Origin of the sequence: Flavobacterium denitrificans DSM 15936, assembly GCF_000425445.1 — a bacterium.
Classification (GTDB): Bacteria; Bacteroidota; Bacteroidia; order Flavobacteriales; family Flavobacteriaceae; genus Flavobacterium; species Flavobacterium denitrificans.
In genome coordinates, this window is the sequence record NZ_KE384379.1 from 394,815 (window position 1) to 410,867 (window position 16,053).

Sequence of the window (16,053 nt, forward strand, 5' to 3'; positions counted from 1 at the left end):
TAATAATTAAGTCACAAATGTAATAATCTTCTAATAAAATTTAGATCAGAATCCTAAATTTAATTTCCGAAATTATATCTAAGTGTAAATCCTGATCTAATATTTGTAAGCGGGAAAGATGTCGAAATAACTGCTTTTGAAAATGAATGATCATAATAAAATATAGCCGTTAGATTTTTGCTGAAAGCATAATCTGCTGTTAATTTTAATGCCCAAATATTTTGACCCGCCGCTAACTGATTATTGTCATAATCTAAATAACGCACTAATGTCTGGTTATTTCTATATGAAAAATCAGCTTTTATATTAATATCACTTTTTATAATTCCCGTTGGATTGTCAGCCAATCGAGATGAAAATATCACGTCTTTAAAGCGATATCCCATTCCTACAACATATTCAACACCTTTTACCTCGGTCAACAAATTATTGTCAAAACTCATAGACAAGGCTCTGTCTCTTTTAATTTCTGTTAATAAACGGAACGAACTCTTCAACTCAAAATCTACTCGAATCAACGGACTGAATTGTTCAACTAAATTCACATTTGACATTACCGTTTGGTTGTAGAAATTGGTATTTACATCTTGCCCGCCAGGATTTTCAAAGTAATCAAAATTAGACCTAAACTGGTTTATTGTATACGATGCCCTGTAATTGTGTTGCAATGAAAAACGTCTGAACTTATCTTTGAAATATTTGTAACGCATCAAACCGTTGTATTTGATGCTCCAATTTGGAATTGGAAAACTTCTGAAAATATCTGTCGAACTGCTCGAAGCATTTCCGCCTGAATATGCCGCCAAAAATGATGGCAATAAAACCGCTTGATTGCTTTTTGTAAAACCAATTGGATATCCTTGATTAGCAGTATAAATTGCATAATTAGGATCTCCTTCTGCCGGAATTGGATTGTTCGCATCTCCATATCTTGGTATATCGACCCCAGGTCCATAATGTTCTTCGGCCAAACGATTTGCAATAACTAAACGATTATTTCTAAAATCATCAAATGCCGCTGATTCCAACTCATTGCTTGTTGCAAAAGAAGTTTTAATCAAAACCGTTGATATCGAAAACATTCCATATTGATACGGAGATAACGGTGTATATTCGCCATTTATCACGCTATACTGCTCTGATGAATTATGAGAATAAGTACGATCCATCGCCAAATCAATCTTTAAATCAGGCAATAAATCAACATTAGCTGCAATTTTTAAAATATTGTTCGTAACCTGAGTAAAGTTTTGATTGAAATTATCGTAATTCGTCAACCAGCCATTTTTTGCAGATTCATAACGAACATCATCCTGACTTCCAAAGATAAACCCTAACGATGGTTTTGCCGTTCCGAAGAAACCAATACTTGGTGTATAACCCGGCAATACAGTACCACTGTTTTTAGTGTAATTTACCTGAACGTTTTTTACACTTGTCAAAACTCCAATCAAACCATCTAGAAACGGACTATTATTAGCCACAGGTTTGGCTGTGTTTACCACTTTTTCTCCTGGTTTTGGTGGTGCTGTCTGCTTAGGTTTTGCCGCTGTCTTTGCACCTGGTGTCAATCCTAAATATTTATAAAGCATATTCATATTTAGTGTTGTGCTAAACGTATTTGAATTCGCGTTCTGGATTGTATTTCCTAAATTATACTGAATTCCATCATCATCAACAAATTCAGACAAAGCTGTTGAAGAACGTTGCCAGCTGTAATCTGCCTTGTATTCATAATTTGCTTTTATAAAACTCAGAACTGGAATTTTATTAATCGGAATTTCATAGTTTAGCACCAATTGCTGCAAATGCTGATTTGGCGTACCCATGTCTAAATAATCATCCCAAATATTAAAATCTTCTTTAGGCGTATTATCTTCATTTAAATAGTTTTTGACAATATTATTTGATGCCGCAGTGTAATTTAATTTCAAAGACTTGGTCAAGTTAAAACCAAATCCATATTGATAATTAAAGGCAAAATTCCTTCTATATAACGGATCAAGACCAATTCCCTCAACATCAACAAGTCTGTACTGCTGGCGGTTGCTTTGTCTCAAAATATTTGTATTGAAATTAATATTAGAAGGCAAATAATTAAAGTTGAAATCACTTAAAATTTTCCAATAATCACTTTTCTTCATGAATTTGGTCTGCTTGAAAGGCACAACTTCTTTTGGCTGAAAAGCAAAAGCATAATTTACAGCCGAATTCGACTGCTCATCTTCATAGCTTTCCACTTCATAATCATGACGCTCTACTTGATTATAAGATTGTGAAAACGTAAAATTTTCAATATCATAAACATGTGGTTTTTGCTCAGGAGCTCTATCTTTTCTTACTCCTATAAAGTTGATGCTTTTGCGTTTTGTATAATCAACTGCACGAGTTCTGATGTTTTCTTTCTCAGCAGGATCTGTTGTTTCTCTAATTAACTGATCCAGTTTAATATCCTGATTGAATGGATCATATTCTGGCGTAATTACCTCTTCTCCAATAGCATAATTAAACGGCAAATTAATTCCCCATTTATGAGGCAATAATTTTCCTAAATTCAAATTTGTCACAATATTATATTGCTGAATATCTTCACGATCTCTTTCATTAGCACCTTGCTCTAAAGATCCAAAACCAATCGTACTTTTTCTTCCTGTAGCAGAAATTGTTGCAAAATCGGCCATATTGGTATCAACATTCAACAATGCCGCCATTCCGCCTTTATTATCCAAATCAGACATACGGAGCTCATTGAACCAAACCTCTCCCTTAATGTCCTTATGATCAGCCCTGCTTTTTACACCGACCATTAAATTTCGAACCAAACCAAAATTCGGATTTCCTTTAATACCAAGTTTTAAATTGCTGTCGCCATCCCCACCGCTTGAAATCATGTCTGGATCATCATCAGGATAATACACTCCATTAATATCTCTTTTAGGAGAGTTTATATCGAGTGGCATTGCCTTGATTTTCATTCTTGTCAATAATTCTAGCGCCAAATCAATATTATTTTCTTCCAACCAAACCAAATCTGGGCTTATCGTACATGACCCTCCTGTTTGTGTAACTTTTAAAGGAATTTCGACTTGATAATAGTTTTGTGTAAAGTCATTACCAAAACGAATAAATCCAACCATCTCATCATCTAACAAAGTGGTTTCATTTGGAAGAGATTCTGCGTGCAGGAACATTTTTAATTTTTTGTATTGACGCATATCAACACTTACATTTTTGAATACTGCTCTTGAATCCTGATATTGCAATCCAGTTCCGCCGATTCGAACTGCCAAAGCCTGCTCATTTTGATTGATTATCGTATTATTATTATACAATTGCTCTCTTTGAACACCCGGTGGAATTACGTAGTTCACAGGACATTTTGTTCCATTTTCCTGAATATTAACAGCTGCAACATCAAACTGAACACCATCATCATCTGGATTGGGATCGTTTGCATCAAGAGTTCCTGTATATCTTCTCCATTCGCCTCGTACTAAATCCAAAGCTCCAAAACGAACGGTCATTTGATCACTAAAACCGGTCATAAACATACGCATGAAACGAATCGATCTAAAATCAGTGATGTTTCCAATTGTATTTTGAGGTTTTGATACGGGAATTTTAAACTGAATCCATCTTGCATTTGTAGTTCCGCCGTTTGGCAATTCAACATTGCTCACTTCACGAATATCTGTAATATAATTTGACCCAACCTGCATTCCTGGTTTTAGTTCAATACTATATTCATAGTAAGCATTAATCGTGCTCATTGTATTGTCACGATTAATATCTTCTACGTCTGGTAACGTTGTCGACCCACGATTTGGATCATCGATACTTACAGCAGAGTTTCCTTCTGTTCCATTGTATCTTTTATAACGGTTGATAACATCTCCATCTGTATTTAAATAATATTTGTAATTATCAGCAGCCGGATCTTCTTCTGCTGCATAATTCGTATAAATAGAAGCTTCTTTGGCATCAGGCAAACCATCGAGACCTACGTCTTGATTTCTACGATTGTCTGGATTAGTATCAAATGCATAAATCAACGACTGTGAAGCTGGAACATCTCCCCAAAGCGGTTGTGGATTTACCATTACCTGATCTGGCCCTAAACCATTTTCATACTGTTTTCTTCCGTCCTTTAAAACGTCTTCAGATATTTCACCTAAATTGAAATAAATTTTTCCTGTATTATTTGCAGGAGCTTCACCATTTCCTACATAAGGATCCAATACCCAAAACTGGATATACTCAACATTTCCTTGCTCAAAATTGGTTGAATTAAGCGAGCGCATAATTCCTCCAAAATTTGAGGAAGCTGCGCTAGAACCAAAATTCGGATTATTGTTATATGGTCCTCTGTCAGATGGAAAATAAGTTAAATCCAGCGTATTGATTACTTGAATTTGTCCTTGCGCAATATCTGTATTTGGATATAACTCTTTACTGTAAATTCTTCTTGTTGTATTTAATGATAAATCATCATTTGAAATACCGTCTGGTTTTGAAGAATAGAAAACGGGATCAATAGTATACCAAGCCAATTTTGCACGTTTGTATCCATATTCCAGTGTACTTGAATTTGCATTAAATGTATTATCAGTAATTGAATTTAAAAAAGGAGTTGAAGCCAAACTCCATGCATATGCCGATCGCATATCGATGGTTGATTGCGAACCTTCAAAATCATCAACATAAATAGTTGCCTCACCTTCAAAATCACTAGCTTTTGGAGCATCAGGTTTTAGAAACGCAACTTCGCCTCGAATAGAAAGGTTAGAAGGAACATCGGTATCGATATTTGGAAGTTTATTTACCAATCTTGTTAAAAACGGAACCTCCGTTGCATAGTTTCCGTTAAATCCAAAAATTGCATTATTTACAGATTCCTGGCCATAACTTGATTTTTGTGTAAACGGTTTTTCTGTCATTTTTAAATAAGTTCCACCAACAACAAATTTATCTGAAATTTTGTGCTCGACATTGAACCCTATAAATCTTCGAGTTTGTTGTCCGAAAATAGAATTATTCTCTAACGAAACTTCAATTGGCGTATTTGAGGCCTGAAGCGAAGGATCTAAAATCTGGACACGCCCCAATTGATAATCCACACTATAATCGATACCTTCAACAAGTCGACGTCCAGCTGCCATTACAACAACAGAACCTTGCGGTACGTTAAACGCTCCAATTGGGATTCCGTTGCTTCCCGAAGATTTATATTTTCCTCGAAGCATGAATTTATTCTTATCGCTATCCTGTAAAGCACCAGATTGTGTATTGCGATACATATTTCTAAATACATATTTCTGCTGATTTGCATTATATGTATTTGGATCATTATAATTTTCGCCTGAACCTGAATTTTGTAATTTTTTAAACAGCAATTCCCCAAAAGGCTCTTTGGTCGTAAAAATAATTCGGCCGTTCTGAACGTCAACAGTAATTCCTGAAAGATAATCGAAAAATCCATCTCCTCCTGTCTGTGGATCATTGTTGTAATTCAATCTATCCAAATTAAAGACATTCAATAAAGGTGTTTGATCTACTTTATTATCAGCAGTTGGATTAGACGGAAAAGAAGTTCCTATAACTGGCGTAATATAATTTATAGGCGAAGGATCTGTATATAAGATGTTCATTCTAAAATCATCCTGCTTGATTTGATACGCCTGCGGAATTTGATAAACGTTTTTCATCATCAAGTTCCAAACCGGATTCTGCACGTTTGTCAAATTGCTTTTAAGCATTTTCAAAATCAAACTTTGGGTAATAATGGCCTGATTTGAATTATTGCTTCCTGTAACAACAGTTGCATCAACACCATCACTTCCAAATTCTCCAACTTGATACACTTTCCCTCCAACTGTATATTCAAACGCAACAGCTAAAATCTCGTCATTAGCAAGACGCTGTTGCAAAGAGATATATCCTAGCTGAGGATTAAAAGTATATTCGTTTGCAGTCAATTTTCGAGCATTTTCTAAAACAGAATAATCTGTTCCTTCGCTAACATTGGCATTGTTAAAACCTGATTTTGCCGTAACGATTTCCCTAATATTTGAGTTCAAATAAGATCCTGGCTGACCAATAGCAGCAGGGTCATATTTGTTATTATCATTATCTGAAGGTGAATCTGGCGGGTTGTTAAAAAAACCTGCTGGTGAACTAATCACAACAACTTCGTTATCTGGAATACCTGTAATTTGACCTTCTCCCAAATCCTGAAGCGCAATAATATTTCTGAGGTTATTACTTGTAGTACTTACTCTGTTTTGCTTGTTTGTCACCCAAACCTCTAACCTTGTTATCTGTACACGGCTATCAATAAGTGGGTAATTCTTTAATGAAGCATCGTAATTGTTTCTAAAATATTGTGACAAAAAAAAGTGTCTGTCATTGTCATAATCCAATGCATATAAATCAAAATTTTGTACTGTTCCACCTCCTTCGGCTACAACACTTTTAGTTTGGGATTTTTGTTCAGAGAAAACCCCGGTGATTGTAGTTTTTCCGAATTGCAATTGTGTTTTCACACCAAATAAACTCTGAGCACCACGAATCAAAGTACTATTCAAAGGCATACTGACATTTCCCACTTCGACTTTCTGAATGATATCATCTTCAGAAGGCGTATAAGCCAATTTAAATAAGTTCTGAAAAGCAAACGTAGATTGGGTATCGTAATTGGCATTTACTTCTAATCGCGTACCAACTTTTCCCATTAAACTCATACTGATACGCTGATCGAAATCAAACGTAAGACTGGATCTATTTCTAGGTGAAAATGATGGATTGTCTTGCTTGGTGTATCTTATACCTAGGTCCATTTCGACAGAACCTGTTGGCTTTACGTCAATTGTATTACTTCCAAAAATACTTTCGAAGAAATTGGAATTGACATAATACCTTGGCAACAAATTCTTTTTAGCGGCTTCGCTTCCGGCTTTTTTTCCATCTATCGCATCGGCTTTTTTTCTGAAATAATCTCGGCGAGATTCTTTCAGAACTAAATCTTCATATTCTTTTGGCGTTAAAATAATTGGGTAATTGACTGGAAAACCATCAACTGAATTGGTGTAAATATAACGATCAGATATTGGATCGTATTTATATGCCGAAAGTATGCTTGGAGGATCTTTCAACTCTACTTTTCCTGTAGAAAATTGAGTTTTTGTTGTATCTTGAACTGCCGGATTTACTTGCGATTGCAAAACATTACCGCAAAATAAAACCAGTAAAAAAATACAAATTTTACGCATACAATTGGTTTATGTTAGTTGAGTTACAAGCTTTTTAATGCTCTTTTTATGATCGTTTCTGCTGTCGCTTCTGGATCTTCTTTTACGATCTTTTCGACTACTTTTTCAGAAGCTTTTCGAACAAATCCTAAAACTTCCAATGCAGATAACGCTTCATCTCTATTTGTATTGTTTTGAACTACTGAAACTTCATCCAAATCATACAATTTTAACACTTTTTCCTTCAAATCAAGTATAACTCTCTGAGCTGTTTTATTACCAATCCCCTTAATCGATTGGATAACTCCCACATCACCAGATGCAATAGCATTTATAATTTGTTTAGGTTCTATTGAAGACAACATTGTTCTGGCAATATTGGCACCAATACCTGAAACAGACAATAACATCCTAAATATTTCGCGCTCCGACTTTTCTACAAAGCCAAATAAAGTATGCGCATCTTCTTTAATTTGAAGATGCGTATACAATTTTATAAAATCAGCATTAGGAATTAGCGAAAAGGTATGTAAAGATATATTCACATGGTATCCCACTCCATTACAATCAATTACAACTTCTGTGGGATTTTTTTCAACTAATTTCCCTTGCAAATGTGCTATCATAAAAATAATTTATAGCACCAAATATACATAAAATAAGACAAAAAACACCTTCTATTTATATCGGACTATTGGGCTAATTTATTTTTTTTATTTTCTTTTTCTTGAGCATCAATCACAGCAATTGCTGCCATATTTACCATTTCTTCAACACTTGCTCCTAATTGAAAAATATGTACTGGTTTGCCAAGTCCCATCATGATTGGACCAATTGAACCAGCCTTATTTAATTCCTTCATTAACTTATAAGTAATGTTAGCAGCCTCTAAATTAGGGAATACCAATGTATTTACTTTTTTGCCCGCTAATTTAGAAAAAGGGAATTTTTCTTTAAGCATTTCTGAATTCAAAGCAAAATCTGCTTGAATTTCACCATCAATAATCATATCTGGATGATTTTTATGCAAATAAGCTACCGCTTCTCTTACTTTTGATGCATTTTTATGTGTGGATGATCCAAAGTTCGAATAAGAAACCATTGCAATAACTGGCTCAATACCAAACATTTTTGCAGTTTTAGCCGTCATTAATGCGATATTCACCAAATCTTCAGAAGATGGATCGATATTAATAGCTGTATCTGACAAGAACATTGGCCCACGTGCCGTAAGCATCATGTTTGCAGTTGCAACAAGTGAAGCTCCTGGTGCTTTTTCAACTAACTGAAGCATTGGTTTTACTACGCTTGGGTAACTTCTTGAATATCCAGTCACAACAGCATCAGCCTCACCTTCGTTCACCATCATAGCTGCGAAATAATTTCTTTCGCGCATAAATTTCTGAGCATCAAGCAATGAAACACCTCTACGTTCTCTTGATTCCCAATATGAATTTGCAAAACGATTGCGTCTCGCTTCTTCTTCGTTTGTTTTAGGATCAATGATTTCTAAATCTGCATCAAAACCTAATTCAGTTTTTAATTCTAAGATCGTTTCTCTGTTTCCTAATAAAACAGGAATACCAATTCCATCTTCGTGTACAATTTGCGCAGCTTTTAATACATTTAACTGATCAGCTTCTGCAAAAACAACTTTTTTAGGGTCTAATTTAGCACGGTTTGTAATCAAACGCACCATTTTATTATCATTACCCATACGTTCGCGAAGCTTATCTTCATAAGCAGCCCAGTCTGTAATTGGATTTTTTGCAACTCCAGATTCCATTGCAGCTTTTGCAACTGCAGGAGCTACAACTGTAATCAAACGTGGATCAAATGGTTTAGGAATGATGTATTCTTGCCCAAAACCAAGTTTTGTTGCACCATAAGCTACGTTAACTTGCTCTGGAACTGGTTCTTTTGCCAAAATCGCCAAAGCTTTTACGGCAGCCATTTTCATCGCTTCATTAATTTTTCTAGCTCTTACATCAAGCGCTCCTCTAAAAATATATGGGAATCCAAGTACGTTGTTAACCTGATTAGGAAAATCAGAACGGCCTGTAGCCATAATAACATCTTTACGAGTTTCTACAGCTAAATTATAATCAATTTCCGGATTTGGATTTGCCATTGCAAATACAATCGGATTGTCTTTCATTGTTAATAACATTTCTGGCGACAAAATACCACCTGAAGATAATCCGATGAAAACATCAGCGCCTTTTACAGCTTCTGCCAATTCAATTTTCGGACCATCAACAGCATATTTTAATTGCAAGTCAGAAAGTGAAGGATTATCTTTTGTTAAAAGCCCTTTACTATTATACATTAAGATGTTTTCAACTTTTACACCTAATAAAACATATAAATCAGTACAAGCAATTGCCGCAGATCCTGCACCAGAAACTACCATTTTTACATCTTCAGCTTTTTTACCTGCTAATTCAAGTGCATTAATCAACGCAGCCGAAGAAATGATTGCTGTTCCATGCTGGTCATCGTGCATTACTGGAATATCTAATTCCTCAATAAGTCTTCTTTCGATTTCGAAAGATTCTGGTGCTTTGATGTCTTCAAGATTTATTCCTCCAAAAGTTGGCGCAATATTTTTTACTGTCTGGATAAACTCTTCTACATTTTTTGTATCAACTTCTATATCAAAAACGTCAATATCAGAGAATATTTTAAATAACAAACCTTTCCCCTCCATTACAGGTTTTCCTGCCTCAGGTCCAATATCTCCAAGTCCTAAAACAGCTGTACCATTTGAAATTACGGCAACTAAATTTCCTTTTGCTGTATATTTATAAACGTCTTCAACGTTTGCTGCGATTTCTAAACATGGCTCTGCAACACCAGGCGAATATGCCAATGATAAATCTCTTTGGGTTGCGTATTTTTTTGTTGGAACTACCTGAATTTTTCCTGGAGTCGGCTCTGCGTGATACAGCAGCGCTTCTCTTCTTTTACTCTCTTTGTTCATTATTTTTAGCTTTTATTCTAGCTTACAAAGATATAAGTCTTAGTTTAAAATGGGACGTTTTTAGTGCTTTCTTTTGTTAAAATAACAATTTAAGGTGTCAAAAAAAATAGTCCTTCAAAATCAGGACTATTTATAAAAGTATATTTTTTGATTTTCTTTTATTGCGAAATATAAGAATTCAAGTGATTTATAGTGTCTTTTTGAATCTCGATTATTGCTTTTACAACATCGCTGATTGAAATAATTCCCACTACAGTTCCATCTTCTAAAACAGGCAAATGTCTGAATCTTTTTGTACTCATCAGCTCCATGCAATCTTCAATATTATTTGAAAGATTTACTGTGATAACATTGCTTTCCATAATTTCATGAACAAAAGTCTCTTTTGACGATTTATCCTTCAAAACAATTTTTCGAGCATAATCCCTTTCAGATAATATTCCTTTTAGGTCAGTTCCATCAATTACAAGAATTGCCCCTATGTTTTTTTCGCCCATTACTTTCAATGCTTCATAAACTGTTGTAGTTGAAAGCACGGAATAAACATTTCTTCCTTTTGCGTTTAGTATTTGATTTACAGTCATATCTGAAAAATTTTAGATTTATAAAGTTATAAAAAAATTGACACAATTTGTTGTCCATCTAAACTTTTTAAAAATATAACACATTCATTTTAAACAAAATACACCGTATTTCAGCTTTTCAAAATTATCCTGCAAAGAATGAAATTAATAATAAATGTTTTTTGTGAAAAATAAGTTTTTTTAACGCTTTTTCATCTCCATAAAAAAAGAGCTTTTTTCATAGTATTGAAAAAAGCTCTTTTTGTTTTTATATTACAAACCAACGATTATAAACTCGCTTCGTCTGTTTTGCTGATGTTGCTTTTCGGTACATTTTACACCATCTGCACACTTGTTTATTAATTTTGTTTCTCCGTATCCTTTTGCAGTTAATCGGTTTGCATCAATTCCTTTGCTAATAAGCCAATCTTTTGTGGATTGTGCTCTTTTATCAGATAAAATTTGATTGCTTTCAGATGATGAACGGCTGTCTGTATGCGAACGAATATCTAATTTTACATTTGGATACTGGTTCAGAACATCTACCACTTTCTGCAAATCTGGTTCAGATGTTTTTTTGATGGTTGCTTTTCCTAAATCAAAAAAGTTCATTGGGATATGAAGCAATTTCGCTAAATCGGTTCCTATTTTTATTGGACCAATTTTTACTGGTTTTACTGCTGTCTTTTTAATTTCAATGGTTTTAGCTGTTAAAGGCTTGAATATTTTTTGCATCGAAAAATCCAACGTTGTTTTGCCATTTTCTTTTTTGAGCAATGCTGAAACATCTTTCATTCCATAATCACTTTTTGAAGCTCTTATTGAATATTTTTTGCCACATTTAATCTTTGGAAAAATGTAATTTCCTTTTTCATCTGTTACAATTGTTGCAAGCGGATTTAAATTTTCGTCAAACAATGCCAAAGTTACATTCGCTAAAACTTCATTTGATTCCGCATCAGTAATTGTTCCCATTAAATCTTGTTCGCAAACCAATCTCTTAATTTCAGTGAAACGATAAATATCGTCTAAACCGTGTCCTCCATTTCTATTAGACGAAAAATATCCGTTTCTGTTTTTACCGTCAAGCATAAATCCGAAATCGTCTTGTTTGCTGTTCACTGGCTCTCCAACATTTTGCACATCATCTTCGATGGTGTTGTCTGCATTTATTTTGGCAACAAAAACATCAAGTCCGCCAAGCCCCGGGCGTCCGTCAGAAGCAAAATAAAGTTCATTTTCTGCCGAAATAAAAGGGAAAGTTTCTCTTCCTTCAGTATTAATTATTGGACCTAAATTTTGAGGTTGGCCAAAACTTCCATCGGTATTTATTGCAACTTTAAACAAATCAGATTGTCCTAAAGTCCCTGGCATATCTGAGGCAAAATACAATATTTTTTCATCAATGCTCAAAGTTGGATGTGCAGTACTGTACTGATCACTGTTGAATGGAAGCTCTTTTTCATTTGTCCATTGACCATCAATAAAATCAGCTTTATACAGTTTCAAAAGTGTTACTTGTTTGTCGTTTTGACCTCTTTTGCCGTCTGTGAAATTATTTCTGGTAAAATACATTGTTCGGCCATCTTTTGTAAAAATTGGCGTTGACTCGTTGAATTTTGATTTTTGATTTTTACGAAACAGCTTTGGGTTACCAACACTTCCGTCTGGCATCAAATCAGAGATATATAATTTAGAGAACGATTTGTTTGTCCATTTAAAACTTGTTTTCGTAATTCCGCCCGTATCTCTGGCTGAAGTAAAAACAATTTTTTTGTCATAAATTACACTTCCATAATCCGAATAAGGTGAATTTATTCCGGCATCAGCAATTTCATATCTTCCAGAATTAAACTTAATTCCGTCCAAATAATTTTTCTCATTTCTGATCAAAGAAGCTCTTTTTTCTGAACCTGCTTTTAGATTGAATTTCTCTAAAACTTCATTCGCTTTTTGATAATTTCCAGACGCTTTTAAACACTGAGCGTATCTGTATAAATATTCAGGCTCTTGCTCTTCATTCATTCGGAATAACTCATCATACCATTGCAACGCTGATTGCAATTCACTTAAAAAATAATAGGAATTAGCCAGCCTTTGCAATATTTTTTCATCTTTTGTTCCTTTTTCGACAAGGCTTTCATAGGCTTTTATAGCATCTGCGTAAGCATAATCATCGTACTTTTTATCTGCGGAGCTTATGTTTGTAGATTGTGCATTTGCATTGAAAAAAAAGCAAACAAATAAAACAGAAAAGCTTAAAATTTTAATTCTCATAATGGTATCGAATTAGAAGAATCTTGGAGAGATCATTTTTTTATAACTATTGAAAAACTCGTAACGAAGGAAAATTTCATGAGATCCCGAATTGTATCGTCTTAAATTGGTGGTTTCATGATCATATCCGTAACCAATATACATTCCTTTTGATACCTGAAAACCTGCCATTGCACTTACTGAAGCACTCCAACGATAAGCAAGACCGACAGTAAATTTATCATAAAACATGAAATTCCCTGAAACATCTACTTGCAACGGTGCTCCTTGAACCATTTTTGTTAATAGTGCCGGTTTGAATCTTATATATTCCAATTTGTCAAGATTAAATACATAACCTGCAATAAAATAATAATTGATTTTATCTTTAAGAATAGCAGTCGTATTATCATCATAGCGATTTGTTTCGATAAAATTAGGAATAGAAAATCCTAAATAAGCTCTATCTGAATGCCAATAAACTCCGGCACCAACATTTGGTGTAAATTTATTTTGCAGATCTTGAAATTGCTCCTCTCCTTGGTTTTCAAAACTCAATTTGCTTACATCAAGATTAAAAAGATTCGCAGTTGCTTTTACTCCGAATGAAAGTTTAAATGATTCAGAAGTTGGAATGCTATAAGACAAATCTGCCGATAAAGTATTTTCAACCGTTGGCCCGATTTTATCATTGACCAAAGAAACACCCAATCCTAATTTACTGTTATCACTTAGAGGTGTGTTTAATGAAAATGTACTTGTCTCTGGCGCGCCATCAAGCCCAATCCATTGTGTACGATACAATCCAAACAAACTTAAAACGCCTCGTGAACCTGCATAAGCCGGATTCACCGAAATTGTATTATACATATATTGCGTATACTGCGCATCTTGTTGAGCGGAACACACAACCGAAAAAAACATGAAAATTAAAATTAATTTTTTCATTTAGTAAGCTTTAAAAAACGGCTCAGCTAAAAGTCAAGCCGTTTATTATTTTTTATTTATTTAGATACAAGTAACCTGACTGCTCGTGCTGATTTGAATTAGAATCTTTATATTTCAACGTATAGAAATACGTTCCTCCTGGCAATCCATCTGATTCTTTTACAGTTGCACGCCCTCCTGAGAACCCAACAAAAACTCGGTCTTCATTGTTGTAGTGGTCAATATCAAAGACCAAGACACCCCAACGATTGTAAATTTCAACCGTATTGTCAGGATAACATTCGATTCCTTGAATATAGAATCTGGCATTTTTCAAATCTCCATTTGGAGAAAAAGCATTCAGCACTTTTACCTTACAGCCATCTAAATCCAATACTGTTGGATTATCTCCTGTATTGCTCACATCATCAGATTTATCTTCGGCTTCAACTCCTCTTGCGCTTTTCCCAAGAGCAGTCGCCTGATTGCTCACTGTACCAGCAATAATATCGCTTTGAGTAATTTTATATTTAGCTGTGAAATTATTGTCGTTTGATTCGCCAATCTCCAAGTTAATTGCTTGTCCAGAAACCACAACACCCGGTAACGGATCTGTAATTGTAATTCCTTTTAATGGAACGTTACCTGTATTGGTTACTTTAAATTTATAGCTGATGGTTTCGCCTGCATTTGCAAATCCATTTGCATTTTCGTCATTAAATACCGCTGTTTTGATAATCGCAATATTTGGAACTTCAACAAAAACATTCAATGTCGATGAGCTACAATTTGATGAATTTGCTTTTTCACATACTTGATAAACTAAAGCATAAGTTCCTGCAGGTGTATTTGGTTTCACATTTACTGTCCCGTCTGCATTAAATTCAAAATATGGGCTTTTTGGTGTATTAGAAATCACCACATTTGTAGGATCAATAGGTAAGCCGTTCAATAAATCATTATCTAAAATATTTACAAATTCAAGTTGTCCATTAACACCATCAACACTTACTTGTACATCATCTTTTGTAATAATCTGTGGTGCTGGTATAGGATCTTCTGAGTTCACCACAGTTACATTAACAACGGCTTGACTACAATTTGATAAGTTTGAAGCTTCGCAGATTTGATAAGTCAATTGATATGTTCCTGAAGGCGTTCCTAATTTTACATCGACAGAGCCATCTGCATTTAAAATTAAATTAGGATTTGCAACAGCAGTGCTTAAAACAACAGCCGTTTGATTAAATGAATTTCCATTTAAACGATCATTACTGAATATATTTAATGCTGTACTAATACCTTTTTTAGCATCAATTGGGCCTGCATTGTCATTATTAGCTTTAATCTCAAATGTTGGTCTTGCATTACATTGTGGAGTTGCCGGTGGATAATTCACCATTATACTTACTGTAGGATTTAATGAAAACTCTACTGTTACGCCAGTTCTTGTTTTCTCAAATCCGTCTGCACCTTCAATCCATTGTCCATTTGCCAACAACCATCCTGGCCAGTCAATACCAATTCCGTTACTGTCTACAATCGCTCCTGGCCATAAGATACTTCCGCTCAATGGCAAGTTCGTTTGAGTAGCCACCACATTGTTGTCACTGTCAATCCATTTTACAGTCAATAAATTATTTGTTGTAAAATTATCCGGTGTTACATTATATGACACATATGGAACATCATTAGAGCAGTAACTAGTTGCTGCTACAGTCATTGTTGGAAGAACAACAGTTACTTTAACATCAGCTGTTTTGCAATTTGTTGTGTTCAATTCACAAACTTGATAAGTCAGTCCATATGTTCCAGCTGGTGCATTTTCTTTTAACACTATTGTTCCGTCTGGATTTAATGTTAAATATCCTGATGAATCAGCAACTGTTACTGAAAGATTAACATCAGAAGCTGAAATTTGCGATCCATTTTTAGTATCGTTTGTTAAAACATTAATAATATTTACTGGATGATTAACTCCTGCAATTGGACCAGCTAAATCATCTTTCAATACCAATACATCTCCCACAACTTGGATATAGCTCTTCACTGTATCGCAGTTCAGTGCATGGTCATT

7 protein-coding genes are annotated in these 16,053 nt (G+C 34.6%); all 7 read right to left on the minus strand.

What is annotated here, in order from left to right; translation table 11 throughout:
• Nucleotides 1–59 precede the first annotated feature (59 nt).
• Nucleotides 60–7,268, minus strand: a complete 7,209-nt coding sequence (gene sov, locus H600_RS0121445; RefSeq protein ID WP_026730716.1) for a T9SS outer membrane translocon Sov/SprA — start codon at nt 7,266–7,268, stop codon at nt 60–62.
• A gap of 23 nt (nt 7,269–7,291) precedes the next feature.
• On the minus strand, nt 7,292–7,873 hold the full coding sequence (ruvA, locus tag H600_RS0121450; RefSeq protein ID WP_026730717.1) for a Holliday junction branch migration protein RuvA: 582 nt from the start codon (nt 7,871–7,873) through the stop codon (nt 7,292–7,294).
• 65 nt (nt 7,874–7,938) lie between these two features.
• Complete coding sequence (locus H600_RS0121455; RefSeq protein WP_026730718.1) at nt 7,939–10,230, minus strand: NADP-dependent malic enzyme; 2,292 nt, start codon at nt 10,228–10,230, stop codon at nt 7,939–7,941.
• A gap of 158 nt (nt 10,231–10,388) precedes the next feature.
• On the minus strand, nt 10,389–10,814 hold the full coding sequence (locus H600_RS0121460; protein WP_026730719.1) for a CBS domain-containing protein: 426 nt from the start codon (nt 10,812–10,814) through the stop codon (nt 10,389–10,391).
• Between the two features lie 252 nt (nt 10,815–11,066).
• The gene (locus tag H600_RS0121465) at nt 11,067–13,070 is read right to left on the minus strand and encodes an OmpA family protein (RefSeq protein ID WP_026730720.1); all 2,004 of its coding nucleotides are present in this window, start codon (nt 13,068–13,070) and stop codon (nt 11,067–11,069) included.
• Between the two features lie 12 nt (nt 13,071–13,082).
• Nucleotides 13,083–13,997, minus strand: a complete 915-nt coding sequence (locus H600_RS0121470) for a PorP/SprF family type IX secretion system membrane protein (protein WP_026730721.1) — start codon at nt 13,995–13,997, stop codon at nt 13,083–13,085.
• A gap of 52 nt (nt 13,998–14,049) precedes the next feature.
• Nucleotides 14,050–16,053, minus strand: a 2,004-nt coding sequence (locus H600_RS22630; RefSeq protein ID WP_209320137.1) for a T9SS type B sorting domain-containing protein, incomplete at its 5' end; no start/stop codon positions are given.